We start from the raw sequence: 13480 nt of genomic DNA, 5'->3' as shown, positions 1-13480 counted from the left end.
GAAGTTATTTCCAGAAGCGACCAAGGTCGGAGCGGGTGCTCCTCCTTAAGTCGGGGATTGGGATCAGCCAAGCTTCTAGGCTAACTCCAACTCCAAAACCACCGGACAATGATCGCTTCCCAAGATATCACACGCAATAGATGCTTCGATAATCTTAGGTGCTAATCGCGCTGATGCGAGGAAATAGTCAATCCGCCAGCCCACATTCCGAGCACGAACGCCAGGCATATTGGACCACCACGAGTACACATCTGTTCTTTCCGGATATAGGTGTCGGAACGTATCGATGAAGCCAGCAGTCAGCAAATCCGTCATTTTGCCACGCTCTTCGAGGGTAAAGCCGGAGTTGTTGTGGTTGCCTTTAGCATTTTTCAAGTCGATCTCGTGATGGGCGACATTCAAATCACCGCAAACCAACACAGGTTTAACCGCATCCAAACCGACTAAATAATCGCGAAACCGATCCTCCCACTCTAACCGATAGGGCAATCTGGATAGATCACGCTTCGCATTCGGTGTATAAACGGTCACGAGATAGAAATTCTCGAACTCTAAGGTCAAGATGCGACCTTCAGGCTCGGAATCTTCCTCTATACCGTAACGGACAGAAATTGGCTCCACTTTCGAGAAAACGGCCGTACCGGAATACCCCTTTTTCTCGGCATAGTTCCAATATTGCTTATAACCCTCGCCGAGGTCGAGGTCGATTTGCCCCTCCTGCAGCTTCGTTTCCTGCAAGCAGAATAGATCCGCATCCATCTCTTTAAAATAATCCGTAAACCCTTTATTCACGCAGGCCCTTAAGCCATTCACATTCCAAGATACCAGTTTCATTATCGGTTCTCCTTGCTCTCTGCTTATGATTTTTATGATCTAAAAATCAGTGTACCATATGTTCGCGTCAGGGTCGTCTTAATCCAATAATCCCCCAATATAAGAAAATACCACACCCTTTTATCAGGATTATTGATTTAATATCCCTCTCGGCAGGTGCTATACTTTATATATCCAACTAAACGTATAGGTTTAATTCAATGTCACTGAAAGCGAGGATCCCCCCATGACCAAAATATATAATAACTTAACAGAACTCATCGGAAATACACCGTTGCTGGAGCTCTGGAATTTTAATAAAAGGCAAGAACTTGAAGCTCGCATTGTCGCGAAGCTGGAGTATTTTAACCCGGCGGGCAGCGTGAAGGATCGCATTGGCTATGCCATGCTGAAGGACGCAGAACGCAAGGGGAAAATCAATCAGGATACCGTCATTATCGAGCCGACGAGTGGGAATACGGGCATCGGTCTCGCTTTTGCAGCAGCTGCTTTGGGCTATCGGTTGATCATTATTTTACCGGATTCGTTCAGCGAGGAGCGCCGCAAAATTGTAAGAGCCCTAGGCGCAGAGCTTGTGCTCACACCAGCTGCGGAAGGCATGCAAGGTGCCATTCGCAAAGCCAAGGAATTAGCTGCTGGGCTGCCCAATTCCTATATCCCGCAGCAGTTCAGCAATCCAGCCAACCCTGAGATTCATCGTACGACCACTGCAGAAGAAATTTGGCGAGATACGGGCGGGAAGGTTGATATTTTCGTGGCTGGCGTAGGTTCAGGAGGCACCATTACTGGTGTAGGGGAGATTCTAAAACAGCGACATTCCGATGTTCAAATTGTTGCCGTTGAACCTGCGGATTCCCCTGTGCTATCAGGAGGTACACGTGGTGTGCACCAGATTCAAGGGATCGGCGCTGGTTTTGTGCCGGATAACTTCAACCGGGCCATCGTGGACGAAATTCTCACCGTTAGCAATGAAGAGGCGATGGAGACGGCCCGCCAATTGGCCAAAAGTGAAGGGCTTCTTGTCGGCATTTCGTCTGGAGCTGCAGCCTTTGCAGCCGTTCAACTGGCGAAGCGACCTGAGAATAAAGGGAAGACGATCGTTGTCATCCTACCGGACACCGGGGAGCGATATTTGTCATCGGCGCTTTTTGCAGAGCTCGAATAAGGAAAATAAGATAATCTATTAAACCGTGAATGGTAGCGAATCGCACCATTCACGGTTTTTTTGCATGTCGAAATCTAGCGAAATTGATTCCGCGAAATACGACAAATATGTGTAAAAAGAGACTATGGGGCCATTCCCATAGTCTCTTTCAGTTCGGGCAGAAGCCCGGCGTCTTGGCGCAGAGGAGCTTTGCATATTTCGGATCGAGCTTAGCCAGTTCCGTGAAATAACTGCTTACGGCATGATTTCCGGCGAATGATCCGGTTGGAAAGTCGAGCTCAACGGCTTTTTTCACATGAATATAGTGGTAGAGGTCACCCGTACGAGGCGATTTATAAACGAGAGGCGGCAGCGAAGGAACCATATCGTTGCGATTATACACGCGATAATGGGGGCCAGTTTTGCGATTAAATTGACCCGCGAATGTTGTATTACCGACTCTGGGTGAACCGAAAGTGTAGACGGAAGGGTCTCTAAACTTGGTGTTTGTTGCCAAATCTGCCGCACATAAAGTGGCGAGCGAGCCTCCCAAACTATGACCTGTGAGGTAGAGTTGTTTGTGAGGGGATAGTTTACTCATAGCCGTTACAATTTGCTTGCGGGCGGATTGGTAAATGTCCAGGAACCCCTGGTGTACGAGGCCGCCATCTTTGGCATAGGGGAAATCAGTTTGTCTGGCAATGGCATCTGAGATCCAGTCCGATGTGGTGGACGTGCCCCGAAATACAATCACAATTTGACTATCGGATTCTGCAATAAAGCCAAATAGCTCACGCCCGCCAAAGGCGGAATTCGCTGTGAACGAAGTCACAATCCGATAGGCAGCGGGTAAAATAACGCTTTCCGTTCCTTGTTCTAGTTGGGTATAGCTTTGACCGCACATCGCTGCGAGGCGAAGGGCAGTTCGCGTATCCATAGAGTTGTTGAACATGATGCCATGCCTCCACAGCCAGGATAAGATATACCTATTCATATGAAAATATTGGATACATGTCCTCCGACAACTGCCTATTTGTGGAGGATTTCAGGTATAATAGGCAAGTGTTGCAACCATTAAGTGCGTGAAGCCATGTTGGTTGTCAACGATACGAAAGGTGGAATAGACACATGTTAAGAAGGTTTTTTTCATACTATCGGCCCTATAAGCACTTATTTATTTTGGATTTTACTTGTGCGGTGGTGGCTGGGTTGTTGGAGCTAGGTTTCCCGCTAGCTGTCAATCAGGTTATTGATAAATTGCTGCCTGCAGGGAATTGGGCTTGGATTATATGGGCGTGTGTAGGATTGTTGGCCGTCTATGCGCTGAATACACTGCTGAACTTTGTTGTCACCTATTGGGGTCATATGCTGGGGATTAACATTGAAACGGATATGCGGAAGAAAATGTTCAATCATCTGCAGAAGCTGAGCTTCCGGTTCTATGACAATAACAAAACGGGACAGATAATGTCGCGCATGGCGAATGATTTGCTTGAAATCGGCGAGGTTGCGCATCATGGTCCGGAGGATCTGTTTATTGCCGTGATGACACTCATTGGCGCGCTTCTGCTTATGCTGCAAATTAATGTGAAGCTTGCGCTGCTAACGTTCGTTATTGTGCCGTTCTTGCTGTGGATTGCGGTGTACTTTAATCAGAAAATGACCAAGACCTTCCGCCGCATGATGGGCGATCTCGCGGATATTAATGCAAGAGTGGAAGATAACATCGGCGGTATTCGTGTGGTACAAGCGTTCGCGAACGAATCTCATGAGAAGAAATTGTTCGAAGTGAACAATGGCCGATTCCGATTGACGAAGTTGGCTTCTTATAAAATCATGGCGTGGAACATTTCCTTAAGCTACATCTTAATGCGTTCCGTTACGGTATTCGTGCTGATCTGTGGCACATGGTTTGTGATCGATAAGCAAATTACCTATGGCGAGTTCATTGCCTTTGTTCTATTAACGAATGTATTCTTAGGCCCGATTCAGAAAATCAATAACGTCATTGAAAGCTATCCGAAGGGGATTGCTGGCTTCAAACGCTACGTAGAGGTCATCGACACCGAGCCGGAGGTTGCCAATCACCCGAATGCGATCCAGGTAGACCACCTCGATGGCCAAATCAAATTCAACAATGTGTCCTTCGGTTACGGGGATGAGGCTCGTGTTTTGAATAACATCTCCCTGTCCATTCGCGCAGGGGAGACCGTTGCTTTCGTCGGTCCATCAGGCGCAGGCAAAACGACGATCTGTTCCTTGCTGCCGCGCTTCTACGATGTCAGCGAGGGCAGCATCGCCATTGACGGGCTCGATATCCGTAATATCGAGCTGGAATCGCTGCGCCGCCAAATCGGCATTGTGCAGCAAGATGTGTTCCTGTTCTCCGGCACGATGCGGGAGAACATTGCGTACGGCAAGCTAGGCGCGACGGATGAGGAGATCTGGGACGCTGCGCGGCGCGCGCAGCTGCAAGGCTATATCCAGTCCCAACCGAAGGGACTGGATACGGTGATCGGAGAGCGCGGCGTCAAGCTCTCCGGCGGGCAGAAGCAGCGCCTCGCGATCGCGCGCATGTTCTTGAAGAATCCGCCGATTCTCATCTTAGATGAGGCGACATCGGCGCTGGATACCGAGACCGAAGCGGCGATCCAGCAATCCTTGGCGGAGCTGTCGAAGGGACGCACGACACTCGTCATTGCGCATCGACTCGCGACGATCAAGAACGCGGACCGGATCGTCGTTGTGACGGAAGACGGCATCACCGAGCAAGGCGCGCACGAGGAACTCATCGCCGTCGGGGGTGTCTACAGCCGCCTGCATCAGGCGCAGTTCAGTTCTTAAGAAGCTTTCACCTTCCTGTTCGCACGGGGAGGTGGGGCTTTTTCTTTTTTTTCAATGGAATAGACTAGTCCTGTCCAAAACCTTCGTGATAAACTATGACCATACAATTATTTTACCTAAGGTAAATTATAAAAGAGGTGGCACGGATTGAAGTCAATAGGACGATGGCTATTGCTGGGTGCGATTACGCTGATCGGTATTTTCCTGCTGAGTAATATTAGGCAAATGTTCTTGTCCGTCCAGCCCGATCAGATCAAAGTGACGGTCAATTCCAGCATTAGTATGCAGAAGGTAAGTGAGATGCTGCCCGGCAGTAAGATTTTGAATGAGAAAAGTGGTCTACTGGAAGTCCCTTACGGCAAGTTTTGGGAGTACCAAGGCACGGCCATGACGATCAAAGGTGTCCTGCGATCCTCGGTCGTTCTGCTAGAGAAGCCTATCATTTCGTGGCGCTATTATGGCTACACCGTCAAGGATCAGCTTAAAGGCTTTTTGCATGGTGATTTTGGGAAATACCGAGATCCCTATACGCGTAAGGAAGTGCCGATGACGACAGCGATTCCTAAAATGCTGCTCAAAACCTGCACCTATTTCATCCCAGGCTTGCTGCTCGCAATCTTACTCAGTATGCTATTAGCTCTATGGGCTTCCATATCAAGGCGAATCGGCGTCGTGCTGGATGGTATTCATGCGCTGCTTGTTGGATTACCGGACTTTTTCCTGATCGTGCTGATTCAATTGGCGGCGATTTACGCGACTAAGCTCCTCGGTCACTATGTGTTGCTGATTGTTCAAGTGGGAGACAGAACGCCATTCCTCATTCCCTTTCTGACGATTGCGTTGATACCGTCGGTGACGATTTATGGGACACTTCGCGTCGCAATTGCACGGGAACTGGGGCAGGATTACGTTGTAACTGCACTGGCTAAAGGATTGACTCGGCGCGAGGTACTCTTCTCGCATGTGCTCCGGAATGTAATGGAGGATGTGTTGGCTATTTTGCCAAGAGCTACGACATTAGCCCTTGCAAGTATGGCAGTTGCGGAGGCGATTTGTGGCATTGGCGGCTTGGGGGGCTTCATCATTCTGCCAATCTACCAGGGGACCACTTCGATGTCTGCGATCTGTGTGGTGCTTGGTGTGGTTGCCATGGCTTTTCATATCCTGTATGCACTGCTGCGGAAGAGGTTCGTGGTACGTGCGGAGGAAGTGGCTAGACCATGAGAAAACGTCCTTCTACCGCCTTTTATCTATCCATCGCAATTTTGGCGCTATTCCTGCTGGTGATGGTGTTCGGGTCCTGGTTGAAGCCGCATGGCATTTCGCCAGAGGACAAAATCAACATGATCCAATACCAAGAAGACGGAAAAACCAGATATGCAATCCCGCCGTACGCACCCAATAGCACTTTCCTGCTTGGAACCGATCACCGTGGATTCGACATGCTCAGCTTACTATTGAATGGGTTAAAATACACATTAGGCACTGCGCTTGGTCTGACCTTACTTCGTTTTGCCGTAGCGTTACCCTGGGGATTGTGGAGCGGGACGACGGGGAGAGGGCGAGGTTTTCTCCGATCCTTACAATGGGCGGTTGCCGCAGTGCCGGCATTTATTTTCCTCTATCCGCCGCTAGCGGGGATGTATTACGGGTTAAGGCTCGATCTTGGGGCCGAAGCGGATCCGCACAACAAGCTGTTGTTCAGCATTACTTTCATTATCTTAATTACACTGATTGGCATCTTCCCGCTGGCACATCAGATCGCAGATCGGACACGCTATTATAGTGGCAAAATGTTTATTGAAGCATCCCGCCTCATGGGTGGTTCGTTCTGGCATCGGACGCTTCGGCATATTTTCCCGTCGATGCGGAATGAAATGATGTTCATCTTCTTAAGCGAGTTTATGCAGGTACTGTTCTTGCTGGGGCAGCTAGCCGTATTCAATATTGTGCTCGGCGGTACAGAGACGATCGGCGACGAGGAAGCCGGCTTTCAGATTACCATCAGCACATCTGGGGAATGGTTATCGTTGATCGCCTACGGCGCACGTTATATCCGGCTGCACCCGTGGATCATACTCAGCGCAGGCACAAGCTTCGCAGCGTTGTTCCTATCGCTGCAATTTTTCTTGAATCAGCTCAAACGCCGCTATGGCGAGGAACGTCAGCTGATGTAATAGAGTCGAGCGTCCATCCGATGGGTGGGGCTCGGCTTTTTTGTTGGTTGTGCAGGAGGAGGAGGAGGGCTGCGCCAAAAGTACAGCTAAATTCACACATTTACGCCGAACGTGTGGGATATTGAGGAAATAGATGGAGTTTTTCCATTTAGATCAGAAAAGTGGTTATAAACGAGACAAGAATTTAAAATCTACTCATACAACATAATAAATGTTAACATGGTACATATTATGTGTTAAAATTCAACTATAAGGAGGCGAGCTAACCATGGATGACAAACAAGACAAAACGAAGCGACTCTCGGTATATTTGCCTGAGAAAGTGAAAGCAGAGTTAGAGCAGATGGCGGATGCCACGGGCCTATCGATGACACAGCTGATTGTTATGGCGACGCAGGGGCTGCTTGCGAATTATGCCTCACAAGGTGGCGCGATTTTTGCGGATCTGCTGTCAGCGAGGCATCGCATCCTGCACGAAGTGAAGGAGAAGCAGACGCTTTTGGACCAGGAAAAGCTGAGCATGCAAGCCTACTACGGCGCACGGGCAGAGGAGTATGAACGGATTTATCACCGCGAGGATGCGGAGTATCAACAAGAATTGGCGCTTCTGTCTGATATCCTGAAGAAGCAAGTGGAGGGACGCCGTGTGTTGGAAATCGCTTGCGGCACAGGATATTGGACACACATTGCCGCAGAAACGGCGACGCAGCTTGTTGGCGTAGACATCCGCCCAGAGGTGCTGCGCATCGCGGAGTCGAAGTCATGGCCGAAGGGGAATGCGGCCTTCAAGGAAGGAGATGCGTATGAGCTCTCCGAGATAAGAGGGGAGTTCGATTACGGGCTGGCGAACTTCTGGTTCTCGCATATTCCGCGGAATCGGATCGACAGCTTTTTACAAGGCTTCCATGAACGATTAGGCAGCGGAGCGCAGGTTTTTATCGCAGATAATGTGTATGTGCCTGGCAGAGGCGGCGAGCTCATTACCCACGAGGATAGCGAAGACACCTACAAAAGACGCGAATTAGCCGACGGCTCGAAGCATGAAATACTTAAGAACTATTTTACCTACGAAGAGTTGAATGACATTTTTCGACCCTTGTCACAGCATTTGCGCATCTTTGTGGGAGGCAGCTTCTGGTATGTGAGCTATACAATCAAATAGCCCAGCGTGTGCGTGACCCAATCGCAAAGAATTCGTCCTCGACGGATCTTAGTGCCCTGACGTAAACTTTAGTCCGAGCACACCGACCAAAATTAAGACCATAAACAAGATTCGGGTCAAACTGACCGGTTCATCGAGGAAAAGCGTACCTATGATAATCGCACCGACAGCACCGATGCCGGTCCAGGCTGCATAGGCTGTTCCAATCGGAAGAGTTTTCGTTGCTGCAGCTAAGAAATAGAAGCTAACGATCATACCTAGAATTGTAACAATGGACGGGACAAGTCGCGTGAAGCCATTGGAAAATTTCAATGAGATGGCCCATACTACCTCAAATACACCTGCAATGACTAGAAATAACCATGCCATAATGAAAACACTCCTTCATGTGGGGAATTTACGATGTCAGTGGCACAAAATAAACAGAGAAAAGCCCGGGAATATCGCACTGTTGCGATAGACTCCCGGGCTTTTCTCCCTCCGTGACCACAGCATATCTGCTGTGTGTTTTCCCTTGGACCAGCCAGCGGTGATGCGCCGCGGAACCCTAGAAAACGACATGACGTTATTATAGGCTCGCTAACATGCCATGTCAAGTTATATGTTTTAGCTAACTAGTTAGTTTATATCCTTATTCCTCTAGCGCTATGTTGTTCAATGCCAGATGTGCACGGAACATATCCATGGCATCGGGCTGTTCTTGTTCGGGTACCCACGTTGCGGAATCCCATATCTTTGATAGCTTAAGGGCACGACTGCAGTGCACGAAGCATTCCTGCACCTCAACGCCGACAGCGGCAATAGGTGATTTCCCATTAAGCTGCATAGTCGCAAGGAGCTCTTCATCTCTCGTCAGCCAAGCGCGTCCATTGACGCGGAGCACTGTCTCGACCCCAGGGATGATGAAGAGGAGGCCCACTTGCGGGTTGGTCAGTAGATTATGTATGGAATCTATTCGGCGGTTTCCGAGTCTTTCTGGATAAATGAAGCGGTGCTTATCGAGAACGCGAACGAAGCCTGGGCTATCGCCGCGGGGGGATACATCACACAGTCCATTCGCACCCGATGTAGATAAGAAGAATAAAGGTGATTTGGCGATAAACGCTTGGGCGTGCTCGTCGATTTGGTTGATAACTTTATTTTGAACTGCAGGATGAGGCTCTCCAATATGATCTCTAATTTCATCAATGGATCGAATGATGCCGGGAAATGGGGGTGACGTACTGTCTTGTATATTATCCATGCGTTTTTTCCTTCCTCGGGGCTGATGCGCCCTTGGTTATATGTAGTAGTATACGCAGATAGCCTTGTTCAAATGAATGAAGCCCTACAAACCGCTCTTACGAGCAAAGCTTGCAGGGCTTCATTCTGTGCCGAGAATATTACTTGGATTCAGCAGTTAGTTGATTGTAGATATCATCCCATAGAACACGTCTGGCTGATACGTACCGCTTCGCATAATAGGATTCGCTCAACTTATTCTTAACAACACCTTGATTAGTAGCGGAGTGAACGAATTCACCATTACCGAGGTACATCCCTACGTGAGAGATGCCGCTGCCATCTGTGTTGAAAAATACAAGATCGCCCTTACGAAGATCACTTTTGTCAACCCAGTAGCCTTCACCGTTTTGTGATTTGGAGCTGTGTGGAAGGTCGATGCCGAACTCGTCGAACAAGTAGGACGTGAAACCAGAGCAATCGAATCCTTTGGTTGTCGTTCCTGCCCATCTGTAAGGAGTTCCAACAAGCTCGTCTACCGCTTTATCCATATCGGATGCTGCGAAAACGCTTCCTACACTTACGCTCAAAAACAAAACAAGACTAAAAATAAGACCAACAACTTTCTTCAACTGCTTGTCTCCTTCCGGTGCCTACGAGGTTAGCTGGAGGGTTCGGTTGAAGGTTCCCTATGATCCCTGTCTTGCAAGATCAATTCACCCGGAGTGGTTCCCCCGTTTCCCCATAAACTGAGGAATTCGGCATGAAAAATTTGGTTTTTTGATGCTAGTCCTTTTAATTCGTCATAAAAAATGAAATTCCTCTTTTTTTATAAGAAATAAGGCTGAAAAATAGGCGAATCGTTCGGAAAATAGACAAAAAAAAGCCCCTTTCTCAAAGAGAAGGGGAGAACGCTTGTCTATTCGCTGTTTTGCTGGATATTAATTGGATATTTTGGCCGAAAGAAGCTGATATTGGGACGAAATGCCCCAAATTTGGATGAAAATGTGGAAGAGAGGATACAACTGATAAATAATCAGGGCTACTAGTCCTGCCCATAGGTAAGTGGCCGTGACTGTGACCCCTGCCAAAAGTCCTGTGAACAGTAATAGGATGATGGCAAGTCCGATAATCGGCAGCGAATATCGAAAGAAAGAGAAGATGGTAGATAGGATACCCAGCTTAGCCGCGATGGCGAATTGCACATACATAAACAGCAGCTGCAGGAGAAAACCATAGACCATTAAACTAAGTATCCAAGGTAGAAGCTTGAGAACAATCTGCTCGTAGGAGCCGTTATGCCCTAGAATATAAGCGGCTTTCGGAATAAGCCAGATGAGTGGGAAAAGCGTTAGCGCGATACGGATCAGGTAGACGAGCAGGAAAGGGAGCATGAGTTCCTTCATCCCGCGAAAGAAACGATAACCGGCATTCTGATGAGCGTGTGTGAGTGAGTAGTAGACACCGCCATTTAAGAGAGGCGTCAGCAGCATGCGAGCACATAAAAGTACAGCAAGCCACATTAGATAAGGATAGCTGAGATCTGTTTTAATTAATTGAAACTGGCTCTCTGCTAGGAAAATCTGCAATGCCTGCTTGGGTTGCTCAGCGCCGGGGAACCGATGCATGAGAGGGACAAGAATACCTTGTACAAGCTTATACAGGAGAATACCCCAGCCCATTTGATATAGGAATAAGATGATCGTGGCAAAGGGCTGAGCCATAGCTGCCCTGAAGCCTGATTTGATATAGGTGGCCAACGAGGGTCCCTCCTCAGAGTTTGTCATGAGACGTAAGCCAAGTCCTACCAGGCGACTGAGCCGAATATGGCTTGCAGGAACTGAATAATGCCGAGATTCCACCGAATTTGCCACTTCGTATTTAATTGCGTTTGATAAAAGTTGTTGATGTGCTTATTTTCGAGAATGAGCGTGTACTTGGGATCTATGCGCACCCAGTCGACAGGGGAGGCATGCGTTAATTTGAATTCAATGCTGCCTTCCTTGCCATCCCATGTTTTATCTAACGTTGTACCATCTGTGAAATGGAACTGAATCGGTACTTCCGGTGAGTTACCCCCATGCTTCATGAGGCGAACTGTGCTTTCGTAAGTCTCGGATCCCTTGATGCCCTGAGGCTTTATATGAACACTTTCGACGGAGTAATCCATCATCATATCGCCATAGACATACTGATTAAAGAAGTCATTCCAATTTGTTTTGCTGACATCCTCCACGACCTGTTGGAAATCCTTCGTAGACGGATGCTTGAACTGCCACTTTTGGAAATAGGATTTCATGATACGATCCATCGTCTTGGTGCCGACTTGCTGCTCAATCGCTTTCAGCACGAGCTTGCCACGCGTGTACACATTTTCAGCATATTCATCATGTCCTGTGTAAGCCCATGCATTCTTCTGCAGTCCATTTGGTGAGGTGATATAACTGGATTCGACAGGCAAATTAGGTGCTTCGCCGTACTCGGCTTCCATAACTTTATCCTCTGCATAAGAGGTGAAGCCTTCATCGAGCCATGCTTCTTCGAATTCATTGCTGGCAACGAGGCCATAGAAGAATTGGTGACCGATCTCATGGACGACGACGCGTTCCAGTTCTAAGTCTGGATCTTTGTCGCTAGCTCCCCAAGCGGTGACTAAGGTTGGATATTCCATGCCGCCAGCGCCATTCCCGCCAGGAGGGGGTACTACAATAGAAAGGGTAGAATATGGATACGTTCCGTACCACTGACTGTAACGGGAGAGTGCTTTTTTGGCAGCATACATGTAACGATCCTTTAAATCTTGATGATTAGGATCCAGATACAGCTTGATTTTGACGCCTGGAATTTGTGGTGTTGAGAAGGGCTCTTCCACATAGACGAAATGAGGAGAGGCCGACCAAGCGAAGTCATGTACATCCTCGGCATAGAATTGGTATGTCTTCGTGCCCTTGTCCGTCACAGCAGGCTTAACAGGAAATCCAGTAGCTGCCACAATGTAATTCGCGGGCACCTGGATTTTCACATCGTACATGCCGAAATCTGCATAAAACTCGGAATTTCCGTGGTATTGGTGGAGATCCCAGCCAGGCTCAGCCCGTCCCCTAGTTCCCTTGCGCTCATAGGCGGCAACCTTCGGGAACCACTGTCCAGCCATAACGAAGTCATCGACATACCCCATTCTGGCAAAAGCTGCAGGCAGCTTAACAAGGAACTCGGTTCTGATGGTTACACGTTCGCCAGGCCCGACAGGCTTGGATAACGGTATTTTGAGTAGCGTGTGGTCATCCTTATTACCGTCATCCGGCTGAACGAATGACATCCGCTTGGTGAGGTCATCACCCGAATCCGATTTCACGGAGAGTAGTTCCATACTGCCGCTACTCTCATCTTTCGCTTCATCTTCCCGCAGCTTTCCACCAGATTCGCGCATAAATGTCGTTTTCTTCGAAGCGAACGCATTGGGATAGAGGTGGAGATACATGTCTTGTACAGGAACTGAGCCAGGATTTTCCCATGTGAGTGTTTGTTGTCCTTGGAGCTGTTGGGTTTCTGGTGTGTAGGCAACATTCATGTGATATTCGGCAATACGATAACTAAGTGGTGTTGAGGTTTCTAATGGTTTGCCATTATCTGCAGGCTGCATGTCCGGTGTCTGAACAATGGGAACATCTTTAGAGACGACAGGAACAGTCCCTCTTGGTGTGGAGGGGAGCAAGGTGTTCGTTATTAACACTGCGCCGGCAGCAAGGAGCATGACAGCAAACCACTGTACCTTGCGGCTATTGAATAGAGCATTCATATCCATGAGATTCACCCCGCCTAAACAAGCATCTACAGCATGTATATGTAGACAACCTAGGGAATATTTCTGCGAGGTGAAAGAAATGTGAGAAAACCACGATCGAGGCAACTCAAGGATGAGCGACCGCGTTCAAGAGGAAGGTTTTATCGCCAATTAGAAAGACGTTTTCGGCAACCGAAAACTTATACTTTCTAATGTGGAGAGAAATATCCATGGGGGCTTGCCGCCACTTGTTCTACTGGGAGACTTTCGCTACAATGAAAGCATGTCGTCATTTTAACTTAATGTAGAGTGGA

12 protein-coding genes and 2 riboswitches are annotated in these 13480 nt (G+C 48.4%); of the genes, 5 read left to right on the top strand and 7 right to left on the bottom strand.

Features of this window, described 5'->3' with window-relative positions:
* Positions 1-75: 75 nt before the first annotated feature.
* Entirely contained in the window at positions 76-834 is a 759-nt protein-coding gene (locus tag ACSQ8P_RS33835) for an exodeoxyribonuclease III (RefSeq protein ID WP_436239133.1), read from the bottom strand.
* 226 nt (positions 835-1060) lie between these two features.
* On the opposite strand from ACSQ8P_RS33835, the gene cysK reads away from it, so the two are divergent.
* Positions 1061-1999, top strand: a complete 939-nt coding sequence (cysK, locus tag ACSQ8P_RS33830) for a cysteine synthase A (protein ID WP_436239132.1) — start codon at positions 1061-1063, stop codon at positions 1997-1999.
* Positions 2000-2147: 148 nt separating this feature from the next.
* Here cysK and ACSQ8P_RS33825 read toward each other — a convergent pair whose 3' ends face one another.
* A complete protein-coding gene (locus ACSQ8P_RS33825; RefSeq protein ID WP_436239131.1) occupies positions 2148-2930 on the bottom strand; it encodes a lipase family protein in 783 nt (260 codons plus the stop codon).
* Between the two features lie 176 nt (positions 2931-3106).
* Between ACSQ8P_RS33825 and ACSQ8P_RS33820 the strand changes: the two genes are divergently transcribed.
* The 4 genes from ACSQ8P_RS33820 to ACSQ8P_RS33805 all read left to right on the top strand — a co-directional run bounded on the left by ACSQ8P_RS33820 (position 3107) and on the right by ACSQ8P_RS33805 (position 8161).
* On the top strand, positions 3107-4822 hold the full coding sequence (locus tag ACSQ8P_RS33820) for an ABC transporter ATP-binding protein (RefSeq protein WP_436239130.1): 1716 nt from the start codon (positions 3107-3109) through the stop codon (positions 4820-4822).
* Between the two features lie 147 nt (positions 4823-4969).
* Positions 4970-6046, top strand: coding sequence for an ABC transporter permease subunit (locus ACSQ8P_RS33815; protein WP_436239129.1), 1077 nt, complete (start codon positions 4970-4972; stop codon positions 6044-6046).
* Positions 6043-6999 (top strand): ABC transporter permease subunit, encoded by a 957-nt coding sequence (locus tag ACSQ8P_RS33810; RefSeq protein ID WP_436239128.1) that lies wholly within the window; start codon positions 6043-6045, stop codon positions 6997-6999. The genes ACSQ8P_RS33815 and ACSQ8P_RS33810 overlap by 4 nt, the downstream gene beginning before the upstream one ends.
* Before the next feature lie 268 nt (positions 7000-7267).
* On the top strand, positions 7268-8161 hold the full coding sequence (locus tag ACSQ8P_RS33805) for a methyltransferase domain-containing protein (RefSeq protein ID WP_436239127.1): 894 nt from the start codon (positions 7268-7270) through the stop codon (positions 8159-8161).
* A gap of 48 nt (positions 8162-8209) precedes the next feature.
* Here ACSQ8P_RS33805 and sugE read toward each other — a convergent pair whose 3' ends face one another.
* The 5 genes from sugE to ACSQ8P_RS33780 all read right to left on the bottom strand — a co-directional run bounded on the left by sugE (position 8210) and on the right by ACSQ8P_RS33780 (position 13187).
* Positions 8210-8530, bottom strand: coding sequence for a quaternary ammonium compound efflux SMR transporter SugE (sugE, locus tag ACSQ8P_RS33800; RefSeq protein ID WP_436239126.1), 321 nt, complete (start codon positions 8528-8530; stop codon positions 8210-8212).
* A gap of 90 nt (positions 8531-8620) precedes the next feature.
* Positions 8621-8723: riboswitch (guanidine-I (ykkC/yxkD leader) on the bottom strand.
* Positions 8724-8792: 69 nt separating this feature from the next.
* Positions 8793-9404, bottom strand: a complete 612-nt coding sequence (locus ACSQ8P_RS33795) for an MSMEG_1061 family FMN-dependent PPOX-type flavoprotein (protein WP_436239125.1) — start codon at positions 9402-9404, stop codon at positions 8793-8795.
* Between the two features lie 139 nt (positions 9405-9543).
* A complete protein-coding gene (locus ACSQ8P_RS33790) occupies positions 9544-10014 on the bottom strand; it encodes a C40 family peptidase (RefSeq protein WP_436239124.1) in 471 nt (156 codons plus the stop codon).
* A 3-nt stretch (positions 10015-10017) separates the two neighbouring features.
* A riboswitch (cyclic di-AMP (ydaO/yuaA leader) is annotated at positions 10018-10156 on the bottom strand.
* Positions 10157-10323: 167 nt separating this feature from the next.
* Positions 10324-11142, bottom strand: coding sequence for a hypothetical protein (locus tag ACSQ8P_RS33785; RefSeq protein WP_436239123.1), 819 nt, complete (start codon positions 11140-11142; stop codon positions 10324-10326).
* A 44-nt stretch (positions 11143-11186) separates the two neighbouring features.
* Positions 11187-13187 carry a M1 family metallopeptidase gene (locus ACSQ8P_RS33780; RefSeq protein WP_436239122.1) on the bottom strand — a complete coding sequence of 667 codons (2001 nt, stop codon included), beginning with the start codon at positions 13185-13187 and terminating at the stop codon, positions 11187-11189.
* Between the last annotated feature and the right edge of the window lie 293 nt (positions 13188-13480).

Source organism: Paenibacillus sp. LjRoot153 (genome assembly GCF_964253085.1).
GTDB lineage: Bacteria > Bacillota > Bacilli > Paenibacillales > NBRC-103111 > Paenibacillus_E.
Note: the sequence above shows the minus strand (reverse complement) of the source record. Positions and strands in the feature narration are given on the sequence as shown.

Bases quoted from the DNA above. Each gene is read 5' to 3' on its own strand.
- ACSQ8P_RS33835 (WP_436239133.1), bottom strand. From the start codon at position 834: ATGAAACTGGTATCTTGGAATGTGAATGGCTTAAGGGCCTGCGTGAAT.
- cysK (WP_436239132.1), top strand. From the start codon at position 1,061: ATGACCAAAATATATAATAACTTAACAGAACTCATCGGAAATACACCG.
- ACSQ8P_RS33825 (WP_436239131.1), bottom strand. From the start codon at position 2,930: ATGTTCAACAACTCTATGGATACGCGAACTGCCCTTCGCCTCGCAGCG.
- ACSQ8P_RS33820 (WP_436239130.1), top strand. From the start codon at position 3,107: ATGTTAAGAAGGTTTTTTTCATACTATCGGCCCTATAAGCACTTATTT.
- ACSQ8P_RS33810 (WP_436239128.1), top strand. From the start codon at position 6,043: ATGAGAAAACGTCCTTCTACCGCCTTTTATCTATCCATCGCAATTTTG.
- ACSQ8P_RS33805 (WP_436239127.1), top strand. From the start codon at position 7,268: ATGGATGACAAACAAGACAAAACGAAGCGACTCTCGGTATATTTGCCT.
- sugE (WP_436239126.1), bottom strand. From the start codon at position 8,530: ATGGCATGGTTATTTCTAGTCATTGCAGGTGTATTTGAGGTAGTATGG.
- ACSQ8P_RS33795 (WP_436239125.1), bottom strand. From the start codon at position 9,404: ATGGATAATATACAAGACAGTACGTCACCCCCATTTCCCGGCATCATT.
- ACSQ8P_RS33780 (WP_436239122.1), bottom strand. From the start codon at position 13,187: ATGGATATGAATGCTCTATTCAATAGCCGCAAGGTACAGTGGTTTGCT.